The following is a 12,317-nucleotide window of genomic DNA, read 5'->3' on the forward strand; positions in this document are numbered from 1 at the left end:
CAAAATTGTGCTGAAAAAGTGATGCTGACAAAATGTTACCGGTAAAATGATGCTGGCAAATCATGCAGGTGATAGTATGAACCTGCCGAAATCAGACTTTTTGTATTTTCAACACTTCCCTCCAGCCTCCCCCGCCTTAATCATGCACCTCAAATAAACCTGCGCCCACACAAAAGTAATAACCGACCCGATTACCGTCCCCGCAACCAGCCCCCACCAGACCCCGGGCAGCCCCCATTCGAAGCCGTAGGCGAAGATCACGGCAAAGAGGGGAGTCATTACAAGGCTCCTGAGAAGGGTTGCGATAAGGGCGCTTGTGCCTTTTCCTGCTCCCTGGAAGAGGGAGGCTGAGATCATCCCGAAGGCAACCGAGGGGTAGAAGAATGTCATGATTTTCAAGAGCCGGGTCAGTTCTGGGGCGATCCGGGCTGCGGTTTCGGCCTGGGTGAAGACGGCTGCAATATCGGCTGCAAAGAAAAAGATCACGATCCCCATGGCTGCTTCTACCAGGACCCCGATTTCCGTTGCATAGATGTGGGCTTCCTTTGCTTTTTTATAGTCATTTTCCCCGATGGCAGCCCCGCCGATGGCGACCATGGCGCTGGCAATCCCGACCAGGGGAGCAATCGCTATTGTGGCAACCCTCCAGCCTGTGGAGTAGACGGCAACCCCGTCCGTGCTGCTCACCGCGACGATGATGAGGTTCATGAGCAGGGCGGTCATGGCAAGGGCTACCTGCTGGACCGAGGAGGGGATGCCCACCCTGAAGATGTCCATGATAATCTCCCGGTCGAACTTGAAGCCCCGGAAGGAGAAAGAGACGTAGGTGTCTTTTTTCACGAAGAACCAGTAAAACATCAGCACCCCGGATATGGCGTAGGAAGCAATCGTTGCCCAGGCAGCCCCTGCCACCCCGAGGTCAAAGGTGTAGATAAAAATTGGGTCGAAAATTATGTTCAGGACCGAACCGATGACCAGCGCCTGCATGGAACGCTTCGAGTCTCCTTCACTCCGCAGGATGGAATTTGCCGAGTTGCTGAAAAAGAATACAAAACTCCCCATAAAGAGGACCCTTGCATAAGCCACACCGAGCCCTGTTACATCTCCCGCTCCGCTGTACATGAAGAGGTCTTCTACGAGATAGAGAGCAAGTGCCGTAAAAAATACCGTGAGTATGGCCATCATCACAAAGGTGTGCACGGCCACATTGTCCACGCCAGCCTTGTCCCTTGCCCCGATCCGCCGGGAAATCGCAGCCCCTCCCCCGATCCCGAGCCCGTTGGTAAGTGCCATCTGGATAAAAAAGAATGGAAAAGCAAAGCCCACGGCAGCCAGGGCGTCCGCCCCGAGCCCTGCCACCCAGAAAGTATCGGTAAGGCTGTAAATGGTCTGCACCGACATGGCAACAATGATCGGGATAGAGAGTTTGATAACAGCTTTTTTCGGGTCCCCCAGGAGGATATCGACCCCTACCGTGGTTTTTCCCGTGGGAGGATGAGCTCCGAACTTCTTGCTTTCTGCTTCGCCGTTTACCATTTTTCCCCGCCGTTTTAGGACCCCTTAGTTTAAGGGTTCCGTTTTAAGTTCCATTCTTTTTATGTTTCCTTTGCCTTTAACATTTTCTTAATTTATCGATGTAAGCGGATTTTCAATGCTCAAATCTGTCAGTACTTTGTCCGATTAGTATTCATCTGACTTTGCTGTCTCCAGGAAACCATGAATTTTTGTGTCTATTTTTATTATTACTAATGTTTTAATTTTTAAGAAAAAGTATTTATTGTTTGATGATTATTGTCATATGTTATTACTAAATTAAAATTTAGTATTACATTATCATTGCATTAATACTAAACCATTCTATAAAAGCCGGGGGAATGCAGTCAATTAAGAGGGTCTGATGCCAGGCCTCTTTCTCGTTTTGCCTTTTTCCGGATTTAAGATGAACCATTGAACCTGGTGGGGGTACATACTTGAAGCAGGAAGCTAAGACATTGGGGATAAATAAGGCCTCAGCGAGGAAAAAAGACTGTTTGAAGGTGCAGGGAACTCGGGGCAAGTTTTCTCCTGCATCTTCACCTGTCAATTCCACTTTTCCTGCTTCTTTTCCTGCTTCCTTTCCTGTCTCTACTGCTCCCTTCCCTTTTCCCTTTTCTTCTTCAGGTCTCTCTGCTGCTGTCCCTGCTGCTTCCTTTCCTGCTCCTGATTACCCTCCTTGCCTTCCTTGCCCGTCTTACCCGTCTTACCCGTCTTTTCCTTCCGGGCTTCCCTCTCTCAATCTGAACATTTACCGGGAGCCCAGCATAAAAGCCCTTATTAAAGAACAAAGCAGGGATCTTTACCGGCTAATAAAAAAGGTGCATTTTGACGGGCGGTATTACCGGGTAAAATGTGTGCGCTCCGGAGCCTGGGAGCACTGCTGGGAGCTTGCAGTGAGAGTCCAGTTTTTCGGGATGATGCAGGGCCTGGCCGTCGAGCCGGAGCGGGTCGTTTGTGCAAAATCCAGAAAAATCATCTACAGGTCCCTTATCCTGGTAAATCCTTACGAGTTGTGGGACGAGGAACTTGTCGAAAGGTTGTGGAACCTTCAGGAAAGAATCGAGTTCCTTATCTCAAAGATTCTCTTCCACGAATGTATCCATGTCCTGATCTTCCTTGGAAAAACCCTGCCCGCGGGTTTCGGGCAGACGGACATTTTCCTTGAATTCCGGGAACTGCTTGAACTCGCAAACTCGGAAAAGTTCTACGTAGAAAGGCAGGAAGTCCTGCACTGCCTCCGGAACCTGGCCGGGCTTTCCCTCAGCTTTCCCGAAAACCATGGAAAAATGCCGCAAATGGGGCCGAAGCCAAATCCTGAGCCAGAACCGGAACCGGCTCTTATCCCTGAACTTTATGAATTCCTGGTCCACGAAAAATACAGCATCAAAAAAACCGACCTGTCTTTCGGCCTTTCCTGGAGCAACGGGAAAATTTCCAGGGACTATGCAAAGATCGCAGCCCTGAAGTTCGATTCCTGTCTCGCCTCCGATAAAAAGTTGTGGAAAGCAGAAGTCCGCAGGCTGCGAAGGGCTTTGAAAAAGCTATACGACAGGCTTGATGAAGAGCAGCATTCTCGGGACCCGGATTGAAAATCTTTCATGAAATTGCTGAAGCCCCTAATTCCTTTTTCATCTTCAACTCCCAGATAGGATAAGCCAGGGGCTCTGTAGAAATCTTGTTCTATCGCTTGAAATGGCCCCAATTTGTGCTCGGGCTTAATTCCAATTTCGAATCCGGTTGTTATCTCCTTCGTATCGATTGCAGGGGCCCTCACCGCTTGCTTTAGCAAGCGGCGTTTTCCAAAATGACTGAGAATAAACGATTTCAGAAGAAAACGCCAGCAAGGGACTTCTCTATTATTTGGTGTACTACATCATGGTGAAACCAAAACCAGAAAAAAATTCTACAAAAACGAAATAACTTGCATTAATTGAGGATTTTGCAGGGATTCCGGCTTTTGAGGAGTTCGATGAATTCGGCGTCTTCCAGAAGCTTGATTCTTTTGTTGAAACCCAGGCGTTCGGAGCTTGCGTTTTTCAGGACAGGCAGGTTCATTTCTACGATTGTGTTCCGTAGAATTTGAGAAACGTATGGCTCGTCAATTTTCAGTTAGAGATCTTTGGTTCAAAAGTAGCATCATGAAAAATGTTTGAAATTTTATGTCGACATGCCGAATATAAGGTTTTTTTTCAAGAATTCCCTTATTCAACTAAATGTCTAAATTTTCAGATATTTGTACCTTTATATATTTAAAAAATGAGGATTTCTCAGATATTCGTCGAGTTTTACCAAAAATGCTTTAATGTTCTATTGCTTATTTAATTTTCATAGGAGGTTAATATTTGAAGCGAATTCTGATGCTTTGCTTTGTAATTGGAGTGCTCATCTCTCTTTCCAGTGTAGCTTTAGCTGATACTAGTGAGTACGAGGCCAGTAAAGTAGTTGAGGAATATGTTCTTGATGGTGAAACTTCCGTCAGTTATGGTCCATATAATTATAAGGGCGTTGATTATTTCGTCGTAGCTCTAGATTCTGGAGGGGCCGGTGACTATATAGGAACCTTTTTCATAGTAGACAAGTCAAATGGTGAAATTGTTTCTGACAGATTGATCTATTACGGTGTTTCAAAGGTTCATATGGTTGCTCTTGATGTATTAGAGTATGATTATTTGACTGTTTATAGTGATAACATCGGAATTACCCGTGAAGAGATTAATTCCTGGGATGACTCCCAGGAATTCTGGGACGAAATTGAAATCGCAGCTCGGAGCCAGGATGAAATTGATGCTGCTAAAGAAGCAAGCGAACTATGTAATAAATTGGTGAACGACTTACAGGCTGAGATTTTGGTCTCTCAAGAGTTGGTAGATATCATAAACGATATCTACGCCAACGGTGCTAACGATGAGAATATCGATCAGTTCATGGACCTTTCAATTCAACTTAACAATAACTATAAGGATTCGCAAGCAAGCGTAAATGAGGCAATTGAAAAATATCCGGTAATATATGATGAATTCACCGATACCAGTTCTGCATACGGGATTACAAAGAGTGAATGGAATGATTATGAAGAGGCAGACCTTCAGCAACTTGGCAATCTGAATGATGATTACAAGAAAATCATTGACTATGGTAAGATGTATGCCTGGATAGAGGATGATACAGATTGGGCATGGGAGTCAATGAATGACAGGCTTCCTTCAACATCTGAGTCCAAGTCTTCATCCTCGTCCAGTTCTGCACCAGGTTTTGGAATCATTGCAGGTATATCGAGCATTGCAATTGTATTCTATGTATACCGTAGGGAATAAGACTACTTCTTGTTCTTTCTCCCTTTTTCATTTTTGGGTATTCAATGTAATTACTTTTATCTAATTTTTACAAGTGATGATTTGAACTCGGGAAATGCTTAGAATAAACACGAATTATCTTTTATTGCGGCTGAATATGTGCAAAAACTGTCTTTGCTGCATATGTTCTTTAATTAAAAAGCCAATAGTTTTCCCCTCATTTCTCCAACAACACCTTCAGATTCTCCCCTTCTTCCTTCATATGCACCCTGATGGCTTCAGCCCTCTTCCCGGCAACCTTCGAAAGCACCCCACCAAACCGAAAAGAAAGCGTGGCAGTAAAAACGCTCCCGCCATTGTAAGGCTCTATCGAAAAAGATCCTCCTGAACAGACAATGGACTCAGGGAACAGTACCTTATATTCGATCAATTCATTCGGTACACAGTTTGTAATCTCGAAGCTCAATTTTTCCAGTCTGCCCCCAAGGTATTCCTCGGCATAAAGTACAGAGCCTTTTTCTAAGTTTTTTCCTTTGACCCACTTAGCAAGTATGTGGTCTTTGTGCCAGGATCGATAGTTTTCCGTAAAATGGGTAAACCATTCAAAGACGGCCTCAGGTGGTCGGTTTATTATTACGGAATCTTTCAATGTAGTCATATTGCAGCCCCATTTTTCCCGTGTTTATATTATTGGCTGCAATACTTGTTTTTATCTCATGGATCTTAAAATTTGAATTTGTTTGCATCCCTTTTGTATCTCGTTTACTGTCGCTTTTTCTTTTTTTGCACGCTCTTCTTATTTTTCATTCTGGAAAAGCCAGACGCCTTTGGCGTCCGGTTTCTCTCAAGCACAGAGAAAAGGACGCTCGCTGTTGCACTTACAGTTCAACTCCCAGAAAATGTCCAATTTTCTGTGATCACGAAGCGGAACTCGGCTGAAAAATCTTTTGTTTTATCCCTTTCATACTAAGAAGTTTTTATTTCCGTAATATTCAATGTTATGAAAATCAATCACAATGTCATGAATCGTGTTTTCAGGTTTCATCGTCTTGAAGATATCGAGATTTTTGCTTTTGAGGTCATTAATTGCGGATTCAAGAGAGTTTGTAGGAGGCTTTGCAGCAGGCAACAATACTTTCTGGGCGTCCTGTCATACATAATTTGCCGATACTGACAAGGTTATTATATCATATTTATCAAACAATTCTGAGGATACAGCTACCAAGATGGCTGTTTCTATTCATGGGGTTCTTATGGGCACGAAATCATTTTATTTTGCTTCACAAATGAATTCTATGATCCGTTAGAATTTTTTCGGTTTATCTGATATATTTGTCAATGTTCAATAATGGGACTTCTGAACTTGGGTTATTCGGAAGTACTGACAAGAATTGGGAAGTGGTCTAACGATAAGTGATGAAATCTTGGCAGTATTATTGACTCTACTCAGTGTTATGGTAGCTTCTTCATTTCAATATTTGAATATCAGTTCAAAAGGGGAAAGAGTATGTATCTAAATTCCAGTTAGAAAGGGGACTTGGTCAAAGAGGTTGAGAGTAAATTGACGGAGTTGGGCTTTGATCCCGGTTCCATTGACGGAAATGATGGGCATAAAGCTGGCGGAAGTGTAGCTGCTCGAATTAAACCTGTTTGCAATATGTAGCCAGTGGTGTGTGAAGAGGGGTGGTGTGAACTCCCTCCATGTTCCGATTAAGCGCTTTTCTCGAGGAGATGTCGTTATGGAATTCTTTGACGTACTACTCAAGACCGTGGCCAGCCTTGTTGGATTACCACTCTTCTTGGGCGGATTTTTTGGATTCTGGTTCGGAATTTATGTGATATTTGGAGAGCAGAATATTGTTGAGGGTATCTTAATCGTAGTTGGTTCGATACTGGCCTTAACAATAGGCACTATTCTCGGTAAATTTGCCAGAGGCGATTATGATTGAAGGGTGGAGGACAAGTATGGATTTTAAAAATAAACTTCAGAATCTTTTTTACTGTCATGAATTCGATCTTGGTGATTATGCTTGGTTTATGAGAGCGGTAGGTGGATGATATTTGCTTTGCTATTGCTCAAAAAGCCCCTTGAGAACAGCTAATGGACTATGGGAACAATACCTTATACTCGGTCAATTATCTCGCACACAATTGGTGACCTTAAAGCTTAATTTTTCCAGTTTGCCCTCGGTGTATTCCTCGGAATAAAGCACCGAGCCTTTTTTGGAATATTTAATTTGTTTGCATCTCGTTTGCTTCCGTTTTTTCTTTTTTTGCCTGCTCTTCTTAATTCCCATTCTGGAAAAGCCGTCCGCTTCGCTTCGCTCTGCGGCCGGTGAGAGCCTCGGTACCTAGAAAGCAAGTCGAAAAACATTTAATAGGATATGAGTCCACAAATGAATATACTGATCGTACACTGAATACTTTGCAAATCGTCAAAAATCAGGAATCGATGAAAATGGATTCGGGAATTCTCCTTTATGCTCTTGGAATGTGGTTCATATTCGTTATTGCAGCTATCCTGAATGCGACATTCAGAGAAGTACTCATAACCCCGAAATTGGGGGAACATGCGGGGCACGTTATCAGTACATTCACTTTCATGGGAATTATTTTAGCTTTGACCTATCTTTTTCTCGGTTATCTGGATGCCGACCTTGCCGGGAATGATTTGCTTTTGATCGGGGCTCTCTGGCTTGTATTGACTGTTGCGTTTGAATTTCTCTTCGGGCACTATGTTATGGGGCATCCCTGGGAACGGTTGCTTGCCGATTACAATATTTTTAAGGGTAGGGTGTGGGTTCTCGTGCTTCTTACCACTTTTCTAGCGCCTTGGATGGTTGGTACCTATCTGAGGTCATGAAATAAACAGTCCTCTTGAGCGAACGAAGTGAGCGAAAAGGACCGCGTACTCCCGAGGCGCAATTCGGGAAGGACAGCGCACTGCCGAAGCGGAACTCGGGTGGGAAAAATTGCTTGCAGATTATAACATTTTTAAGGGTAGGGTGTGGGTTCTTGTGCTTCTTACCACTTTTCTTGCGCCGTGGTTGGTTGGGACTTATCTGAGGAAGTAAAATTATTCGGAGATTTGGGATTTTTAAGTTAAAAAGTGAGGTATCTCAAGGCGGGACTTTTGTTCCGGCATATTACGCCATAATTTCAAGCCTGTTCTAATATAATTTCAAACAGGATAAAAACAATTCCAATTCGATTTAATTCGAAGATTTTAATACAGATGGAAGCCTGACTTAAAACTACCTTCTTTATTAGGGTTGCCTGCTTGATTAGGGTAACCTGATATTTATTTAGAAGTTTATTTATATTGTGACACTCCTTCTGATTATTTATCGGAAAAGTATTATATGGATTGGGAATATCTTTAATATATTAGTGGTGTGTAAAAAATGAAATCTTTCGCATTAGTTCGAGCAGACAACTCTGACAAAGTAAAAATAGCATTACATGATCTGGAACGGTATGGGGACATTCAGTTTTCAGCCTCTCCCAGAAGTATCGAAGCAAACTATGCCGACGAACTTCTTGTTAGTGTAATGGGAGTGTCCCTCAAGTCAAAGTGCAATTCTGCAGCACTTGTTGAATTGAAAAACCACGCCGGGTTGGCTATTAGCAGGTTGAAGAAGATTCATCCCCCGGCGCATGTAGTCATCATCAGTCCCAAACATAAAGTATTCGAGGAACTTTCAGGCAAGTTCCGGCTCTATCCGGAATTTGACCGGGTGCTAACTCCGCGGGAGAAGCCGGAAGTCCCGGACACTGTTCAGGAAATGGTGGAATCAGGTAAACAGGAAGAAGAAAGCAAAGAATTGGTGGCAGAAGAGCCGGTTAAGACTGAATAACGGCATGTGATCCGGTTTTGTTGAAACATTCTTGTTTCACTCAAAAATCCCGGATACATTCTGCTCCATTCTTTCCAGAAAAGCAGTTTGTAACTGCTTTTCTTCCTTACTGAAACCTGAAAAAACGGTCGAATCCCATTTCAGGGCTATTTTCCTCATTTTTTCTTCCAGGCTTCTTCCTTTTTCAGTAACGAATACCCTGTATGCCTTTTTATCTCCCGGGTCCTGCTGCCTGTACACGTAGCCTGTGCTTTCCAGCTTTTTTGTTGCCCGTGCAGCGGTGGCTTTGTCCATTTTATACTTTTTTGCAAGGTCTTCCTGTCTGACGCCTTCCTTCCTTAAAAGCGACATCATAAAGCTGAACTGCCCGCTGCCGATTCCGTATAGTTCCAGTTCTTTGTCCAGGAATATCCGCTGGTACCTGTAAATGTACGAAATTACTTTGCCTATCGGTTTTGAAGGGGAAGTTGTTCCTTATGCTTTATTTTTCATCTTTTTGTACATCCACCATGGTTGCACACGCAACTTTTTTATACAAACTGCCGAGTTAACACCTATAGTTGCAAGCGCAACAATCTGTGACAATCTTTTGGAAAAAGGAGTAATCTTCATGAAAGTTCTCGGATTGATAGGAAGTCCTCGGATTAAAGGAAACACTGCGAAACTCGTAAAGGAAATCCTTGCAGGTGCCTCGGAAAACGGAGCCGAGTCCGCCGTGTATAATCTCGCAAAAATGAATCTTAGTGGCTGCAAGGCCTGTTCCGCCTGCCTGAAGAAAGGGACCTGTATCCTTGAAGACGATATGCAGGAACTCTACAGGGAAATAGAGAAAGCCGATGTCCTGGTGCTTGGTTCTCCCGTCTACATGGGGGAAATCAGCGCCCAGGCCAAACTTTTTGTGGACCGCTTACACCCCCTTGTCCATGACAGTTCAAAACCCCTGGCCGGAAAGAAGCTCGTACTCGCATATACCCAGGGAAACCCCAATGTGGATACCTACGGTAAGTATTTTGAGTATATGGAAGGGATCTTTTCACATGTGGGGTTCGACGTGAAAGGCACGGTTGCCGCGGCCGGGACCCTGGGGATGAACGACATTCTTGAGCAGGAAGCGCTGCTGGTAAAGGCACGGGAGATCGGAAAGAATCTGCAATAAAAGGAGCCTTGAAAAACGACTCGCGGACCTTGAAAAACAGAACAATGAGAGTACTATTATGAAAACTAACAAAAAAATCCATCTTTTTATCATCTGCCTGACGGTCTTTTTTGGGATGTCGGCAGGGGCTCTGCTGGGCCCCGTGTTCCCGGGAATGGTAGGACCCCTGCAAACAACAGCGCAAAATATCGGGATGTTGGTTTCGGCCATAACCTTTTCCACAGCGCTATTTTCTCTCGTCCTCGGCCCCTTTACGGACCGCATACCGCGCAAAAAGATCCTTATTTTCTGCCTTGTTCTCTATGGATTTACAGGGCTTGCGGCTTATTTTGCAACGGATCTCGAAACCCTCCTTATCCTTCGTTTCCTTCAGGGAATAGGGGTTGCAGGCATGATGCTGCTCTCAATGCTGCTGATAGGGGATCTCTACTCTGGTCCTGAAAGGGTGCATGCTACAAGCAGGGTGGGCATGACAAATGCCATTGGTTCGGTGTTTTCCCCCCTTATAGGAGGCCTGCTGGCCTCACATAGCTGGAACCTGCCCTTCCTTTTCTATACCCTTACCCTGCCCCTGGCTCTATTTGCGGCGGTATGCCTTCCTGAAACAAATCCAACAGTGTCGGAGTACAGAGTCAGGAAAACCGGAAAGCTGGACCAAGAGAAGGACAGAGATAAGAATAACGGAAAACAGAATGGAGATAGAAACAAAAAGACTTTTTCGGAACTTTTAAAGCCATTTCTGGACTTTAAAATATTTCATACGATATTCCTGAGTTTTGCAATTTTTTTCCTGCTCTATGCGCTGGTAATATACCTGCCTTTTATGCTCAAGGCCGAATTCGGGTATACGTCAAAGGAGGCAGGGCTTGCATTAAGCATTACGGGAATAACGGTTATTCTGATTGCAGCAAGGGTGAAGTCCCTTACATTAAGGTATCCCATGATCTGCCTTGCAGGCGCAGGTTTCGGCTTTGCGGGCCTTGCTGTAGCAATGATAGGAATTGTACATTCTAAAATCACACTTTTTTTCCTTTTGCTCCTCTTCGGCCTGGGATTCGGGCTTTCCCAGATCATCGCTGATACCCTGATTCTTCAAATTGCACCAAAGGATTCCAAAGGCAGTATAATATCAGTGTACAATACCACAAAATACCTGGGGCAAACACTCTCCCCAATTGTATTTGGCTTTGTGCTGGCCAGTTTCGGGCTTGAAATGGTTTTTCTGTTTGCGGGAGCTTTTGGGCTGGCAGTAGCGGGCCTGAGCTGGCTTGTAAGGGGCAAATTCAGGGCCGGAAGTGGGCATGAAGAAGTAGGGGGAAATACACGCGAACATAGAAATGTACACGAACAGGAATATGAAACCGGGTCTTTGTTTGTGGGAGAGAATTAACTTTTGTTGCAGGAATGTAGCTAAGCTTTTCAATCAAAAAGTTCAGTTATATTCTGCTCTATCCTTTCAAAAAGCGCAGCGTTAAGTCTTTTTTCCTCTTCACTGAAACCTGCTAGCACGATATTGTTCCACTTTATGGCTATTTCTTTCATTTTTGCTTCTATGTCCTTTCCTTTTTCAGTTAAAATGACATTGTATGCTCTTTTGTCTTCTGCATCCTGTTTCCTGTAGACATAGCCGGTTTCCTCCAGCTTTTTTATTGCTCGTGCAGCGGTGGCTTTGTCCATTTTGTACATTCTGGCAAGGGTCTCCTGTTTTACTCCGTCCTTTAAGTAAAGCGACATCATAAAGCTAAACTGCCCGCTGCCGATACCGTATGGTTCCAGTTCTTTGTCCAGGAAAATCCGCTGGTACCTGTAAATGTACGAAATTACTTTGCCTATCGGTTCCAGTTTTTCCATATCATTGTCCTCTTTTTATTGATGTTTGGAGGGTTTGGTTTGAGTTGTCTGCTTAGTTGTATAAGCAGCGGAGTTACTTTAAATTGCTTCCTGCGGAAAAGTTCCGGGGGGAATTCTACAGCCTTTAGGATCCATATATAGTTGCCAAGGCAACTTATTTGTCATTTGTTGTGTAAACAACCATGTGGTGATAGAATGGAAAGCAAAATTGCCAGTTCATCCAAGCTTTCTTTTGAACCGGTGGCTATCCTCTGGAGTGATGAAAAACCCGAAGGAGCCCTCCAGTTCTCGGGACGTGCGACTCTGGCCGGGGTAGTCAGGGACAAATCAGAGGAGGTTTTCACACCTGCCGGGGCGGTAGCCTGCCAGCAGATGGGGATCTACCTGTACAGGGAGGAAGAATCCAAAAACCCGAGGGATATCCTGGGATTCACGGACCTGGCAGCCCGGAAGCACATCAGGAGAGTTATGGGAGACGACATGCTCACCTTTGCCGTGCCGTACAGGCTCTTTCTTGAGATGGAAGCAGAGGTCGAAAACGGGCTCCTTGATTCTCCTTCGTGGGAGATACTTACAGGTGCCGAATAAGGATCATCGGAAAACATTTTAATGGGCAGTTCCATA

At 44.3% G+C, this 12,317-nt stretch carries 14 protein-coding genes and 1 pseudogene; 8 read left to right on the forward strand and 7 right to left on the reverse strand.

All coding sequences use genetic code 11. The features are described from left to right. Window positions 1–108 precede the first annotated feature (108 nt). Together ACSAZK_RS14800 and ACSAZK_RS14805 are read right to left on the reverse strand one after the other, a co-directional pair. Window positions 109–1,536: an MATE family efflux transporter gene (locus ACSAZK_RS14800; RefSeq protein WP_440954835.1), complete on the reverse strand. Its 1,428-nt coding sequence runs from the start codon at window positions 1,534–1,536 to the stop codon at window positions 109–111. A 289-nt stretch (window positions 1,537–1,825) separates the two neighbouring features. Next, entirely contained in the window at window positions 1,826–2,083 is a 258-nt protein-coding gene (locus ACSAZK_RS14805; RefSeq protein ID WP_440954836.1) for a hypothetical protein, read from the reverse strand. A gap of 271 nt (window positions 2,084–2,354) precedes the next feature. On the opposite strand from ACSAZK_RS14805, the gene ACSAZK_RS14810 reads away from it, so the two are divergent. Then, on the forward strand, window positions 2,355–3,125 hold the full coding sequence (locus ACSAZK_RS14810) for a hypothetical protein (protein ID WP_440954837.1): 771 nt from the start codon (window positions 2,355–2,357) through the stop codon (window positions 3,123–3,125). Between the two features lie 337 nt (window positions 3,126–3,462). Here ACSAZK_RS14810 and ACSAZK_RS14815 read toward each other — a convergent pair whose 3' ends face one another. Next, window positions 3,463–3,591, reverse strand: a complete 129-nt coding sequence (locus ACSAZK_RS14815) for a hypothetical protein (protein WP_440954838.1) — start codon at window positions 3,589–3,591, stop codon at window positions 3,463–3,465. A 287-nt stretch (window positions 3,592–3,878) separates the two neighbouring features. Here ACSAZK_RS14815 and ACSAZK_RS14820 point away from each other — a divergent pair, with 287 nt between their 5' ends. Next, window positions 3,879–4,850: a hypothetical protein gene (locus tag ACSAZK_RS14820; RefSeq protein WP_440954839.1), complete on the forward strand. Its 972-nt coding sequence runs from the start codon at window positions 3,879–3,881 to the stop codon at window positions 4,848–4,850. Window positions 4,851–5,046: 196 nt separating this feature from the next. Here ACSAZK_RS14820 and ACSAZK_RS14825 read toward each other — a convergent pair whose 3' ends face one another. Next, the gene (locus tag ACSAZK_RS14825) at window positions 5,047–5,487 is read right to left on the reverse strand and encodes an SRPBCC family protein (protein ID WP_440954840.1); all 441 of its coding nucleotides are present in this window, start codon (window positions 5,485–5,487) and stop codon (window positions 5,047–5,049) included. 315 nt (window positions 5,488–5,802) lie between these two features. Then, window positions 5,803–6,069 (reverse strand): annotated as a pseudogene (locus ACSAZK_RS14830) (ISH3-like element ISMba14 family transposase); the annotation flags it as partial. A gap of 499 nt (window positions 6,070–6,568) precedes the next feature. Here ACSAZK_RS14830 and ACSAZK_RS14835 point away from each other — a divergent pair. The 3 genes from ACSAZK_RS14835 (at window position 6,569) to ACSAZK_RS14845 (ending at window position 8,686) form a co-directional block, all read left to right on the forward strand. Further along, window positions 6,569–6,778, forward strand: a complete 210-nt coding sequence (locus ACSAZK_RS14835) for a hypothetical protein (RefSeq protein WP_440954841.1) — start codon at window positions 6,569–6,571, stop codon at window positions 6,776–6,778. Window positions 6,779–7,287: 509 nt separating this feature from the next. Beyond that, window positions 7,288–7,692 (forward strand): hypothetical protein, encoded by a 405-nt coding sequence (locus tag ACSAZK_RS14840; protein ID WP_440954842.1) that lies wholly within the window; start codon window positions 7,288–7,290, stop codon window positions 7,690–7,692. 541 nt (window positions 7,693–8,233) lie between these two features. Then, window positions 8,234–8,686 (forward strand): DUF356 domain-containing protein, encoded by a 453-nt coding sequence (locus ACSAZK_RS14845; RefSeq protein WP_048180012.1) that lies wholly within the window; start codon window positions 8,234–8,236, stop codon window positions 8,684–8,686. Window positions 8,687–8,722: 36 nt separating this feature from the next. Here ACSAZK_RS14845 and ACSAZK_RS14850 read toward each other — a convergent pair whose 3' ends face one another. Continuing rightward, window positions 8,723–9,136, reverse strand: coding sequence for a MarR family winged helix-turn-helix transcriptional regulator (locus tag ACSAZK_RS14850; protein WP_440957036.1), 414 nt, complete (start codon window positions 9,134–9,136; stop codon window positions 8,723–8,725). A 160-nt stretch (window positions 9,137–9,296) separates the two neighbouring features. Here ACSAZK_RS14850 and ACSAZK_RS14855 point away from each other — a divergent pair, with 160 nt between their 5' ends. Next, window positions 9,297–9,842, forward strand: a complete 546-nt coding sequence (locus ACSAZK_RS14855; protein ID WP_440954843.1) for a flavodoxin family protein — start codon at window positions 9,297–9,299, stop codon at window positions 9,840–9,842. 58 nt (window positions 9,843–9,900) lie between these two features. Continuing rightward, window positions 9,901–11,232, forward strand: coding sequence for an MFS transporter (locus ACSAZK_RS14860; RefSeq protein ID WP_440954844.1), 1,332 nt, complete (start codon window positions 9,901–9,903; stop codon window positions 11,230–11,232). A 29-nt stretch (window positions 11,233–11,261) separates the two neighbouring features. On the opposite strand, the gene ACSAZK_RS14865 is transcribed toward ACSAZK_RS14860, so the two are convergent. Beyond that, window positions 11,262–11,693 carry a MarR family winged helix-turn-helix transcriptional regulator gene (locus ACSAZK_RS14865; protein WP_440954845.1) on the reverse strand — a complete coding sequence of 144 codons (432 nt, stop codon included), beginning with the start codon at window positions 11,691–11,693 and terminating at the stop codon, window positions 11,262–11,264. 195 nt (window positions 11,694–11,888) lie between these two features. Between ACSAZK_RS14865 and ACSAZK_RS14870 the strand changes: the two genes are divergently transcribed. Then, a complete protein-coding gene (locus ACSAZK_RS14870; protein WP_440954846.1) occupies window positions 11,889–12,281 on the forward strand; it encodes a DUF169 domain-containing protein in 393 nt (130 codons plus the stop codon). Window positions 12,282–12,317 lie beyond the last annotated feature (36 nt).

It is taken from the genome of Methanosarcina sediminis (genome assembly GCF_052056915.1).
In the GTDB taxonomy this organism is placed as follows: domain Archaea; phylum Halobacteriota; class Methanosarcinia; order Methanosarcinales; family Methanosarcinaceae; genus MTP4.

Coding starts and splice junctions, on each gene's coding strand:
- ACSAZK_RS14825 (WP_440954840.1), bottom strand. CDS start 5,487: ATGACTACATTGAAAGATTCCGTAATAATAAACCGACCACCTGAGGCC.
- ACSAZK_RS14800 (WP_440954835.1), bottom strand. CDS start 1,536: ATGGTAAACGGCGAAGCAGAAAGCAAGAAGTTCGGAGCTCATCCTCCC.
- ACSAZK_RS14865 (WP_440954845.1), bottom strand. CDS start 11,693: ATGGAAAAACTGGAACCGATAGGCAAAGTAATTTCGTACATTTACAGG.
- ACSAZK_RS14860 (WP_440954844.1), top strand. CDS start 9,901: ATGAAAACTAACAAAAAAATCCATCTTTTTATCATCTGCCTGACGGTC.
- ACSAZK_RS14870 (WP_440954846.1), top strand. CDS start 11,889: ATGGAAAGCAAAATTGCCAGTTCATCCAAGCTTTCTTTTGAACCGGTG.
- ACSAZK_RS14835 (WP_440954841.1), top strand. CDS start 6,569: ATGGAATTCTTTGACGTACTACTCAAGACCGTGGCCAGCCTTGTTGGA.
- ACSAZK_RS14840 (WP_440954842.1), top strand. CDS start 7,288: ATGGATTCGGGAATTCTCCTTTATGCTCTTGGAATGTGGTTCATATTC.
- ACSAZK_RS14855 (WP_440954843.1), top strand. CDS start 9,297: ATGAAAGTTCTCGGATTGATAGGAAGTCCTCGGATTAAAGGAAACACT.
- ACSAZK_RS14845 (WP_048180012.1), top strand. CDS start 8,234: ATGAAATCTTTCGCATTAGTTCGAGCAGACAACTCTGACAAAGTAAAA.
- ACSAZK_RS14815 (WP_440954838.1), bottom strand. CDS start 3,591: ATGAACCTGCCTGTCCTGAAAAACGCAAGCTCCGAACGCCTGGGTTTC.